2 protein-coding genes are annotated in these 1,745 nt (G+C 66.3%); one reads left to right on the top strand and one right to left on the bottom strand.

Translation table 11 applies throughout. From position 1 onward, the window contains the following. The first annotated feature begins 78 nt into the window (after positions 1-78). Positions 79-837 carry a hypothetical protein gene (locus ACZ4RZ_RS50275; protein WP_467754376.1) on the top strand — a complete coding sequence of 253 codons (759 nt, stop codon included), beginning with the start codon at positions 79-81 and terminating at the stop codon, positions 835-837. Between the two features lie 23 nt (positions 838-860). Here the strand turns inward: ACZ4RZ_RS50275 and ACZ4RZ_RS50270 are convergent. Further along, positions 861-1,669 (bottom strand): IS5 family transposase gene (locus tag ACZ4RZ_RS50270; RefSeq protein ID WP_467754374.1). Its coding sequence is split into 2 segments (ribosomal slippage): positions 861-1,349 and positions 1,352-1,669, totalling 807 coding nucleotides; the frame shifts between segments, so codons are not numbered across the junction. Positions 1,670-1,745: the final 76 nt, after the last annotated feature.

Raw genomic sequence — 1,745 nt, 5'->3', positions numbered from 1 at the left:
GAGCTCGTAACACGATCTTGTCGGTGGCATTGGTGAGGTACGGGGTGCCGGTCGGATGCGGCTGGGATGATTGCGGGCATGACACTGGACTGGTCCCGTCTGAAGCACGCCTATGGATCCGCATCCGACCTACCACGGCTCTTTGACGAGATCGGTGATCCCGAGCTGGCTGACGAGGCGTGGGAGGAGCTGTGGGCTTCTCTCTACCACCAGGGGTCGGTGTACACAGCCAGCTTTGCCGCCCTGCCCGTTCTGACAGACATCGCTACCGGTCGCAAACCGGGCGGTCGCTGGCCGGCCCTTGGGTTGGCCGGCCGCATCGTCGTCGAGGAGCAACAGCTTCACGAGCCCGGTTACGTCCAGGCGCGCTACCCGGCTGCGATCAACGAGCTGCACCAGCTGACCCAGAACGTCGTGATGGCAAGGCCCTTCGAGGGCGATGTAGACGACTTTCTGTACTGGCTGGAGCACCTCCTGGCCTTTGAGGGGGTGCCCGTATGGAGGCACAGCCTGCGCCGCGAGGAGCACCCCGTGGTGTGCCCCTCCTGCGCACTGAGCTTGGAGATCGACCTCTCCAACAACCCCCCAGGCACTCGCCGTCGAGACCCGAACGCGCGCTTTCGGGTTGTCGGCCGTGAGGGACCCATACTCACCGGGGTCCGCCCGGCGACCCCCGCGGACCTGCCGCCGCTGGCGTCTCGGCTGCACAGTGTGGCCGTCAGGGCCGGGCAGTCAGCGGTCGCAGAGCATCTGACCCATCTGTTTGGCTGCACGACGTGTCCGGACTGTGCTTCAGACTTCCCGGTGCCGGACCAGGTCGCAGCCTTCCAGGCATAGAAGTCTATGAGTGCGTAGAAGGATCACGCGTGGGCTTTCTTGAGTCGTCTCCAGCAGATGAGGCTGGAAGCCAACGAGACGAAGGCGTCGTGGAGTTCGGTTCGGCGTTCCCAGCGGACGGCGAGGCGCTTGAACTGGTGGAGCAGGGCGAAGGTCTGCTCGACGACGTAGCGGAGTTTGCCCAGTCCCTTGATGTTCGGGGCGCCCTTGCGGGAGATGACCGGCAGGATCCGCCGCTTGCTCAGCTCTCGGCGGTTGGGGTTGGAGTCGTAGCCCTTGTCACCGAGAAGTGAGTCGGGGCGGCGCCGCGGACGGCCGGGCCGTCCGGCCACGGGCGGAATGCCGTCGACGAGGGCGAGGGTCTGGGTGACGTCGTTGACGTTGGCCGCAGTGGTGATGACTTTGAGCGGGGTGCCGCGTCCGTCGCAGATCAGATGGTGTTTACTGCCCGTCTTCCGCCGGTCGACCGGCGACGGCCCCGTGTCGGGGCCCCCTTTTTCGCGCGGATGTGGGAGCCGTCCACGCACGCGCGGGACCAGTCGAGTTCGCCGGCCGCGTTGAGTTCGGCGAGCAGGATGCGGTGCAGCTGCTCGAAGACACCGGCCTGCTGCCAGCGATCCAGGCGTCGCCAGCAGGTCTGTCCGGAGCCGAACCCCAGCTCCGGGGGCAGGAGTTGCCAGGCTATGTCGTTGTGGAGCACGTACAGGATGCCCTGCAGACACAGCCGGTCCGCTACCGGCTGCGGGCCCGGCGCCTTCTCCGGCCATGGCGGCAGCAGCGGCCCGATCAGCGCCCACAACTCGTCGTCCACGATCCACGGCCGAGTACTCACACCCTCCCGAACGGCCGAATCGTCACATCGGTCACGCCGGACCAGGGCACTTCAACAAGATCGTGTTACGAGCTCT

The organism is Streptomyces sp. NPDC027189, assembly GCF_055566975.1.
Note: the sequence above shows the minus strand (reverse complement) of the source record. Positions and strands in the feature narration are given on the sequence as shown.

Coding starts and splice junctions, on each gene's coding strand:
- ACZ4RZ_RS50275 (WP_467754376.1), top strand. CDS start 79: ATGACACTGGACTGGTCCCGTCTGAAGCACGCCTATGGATCCGCATCC.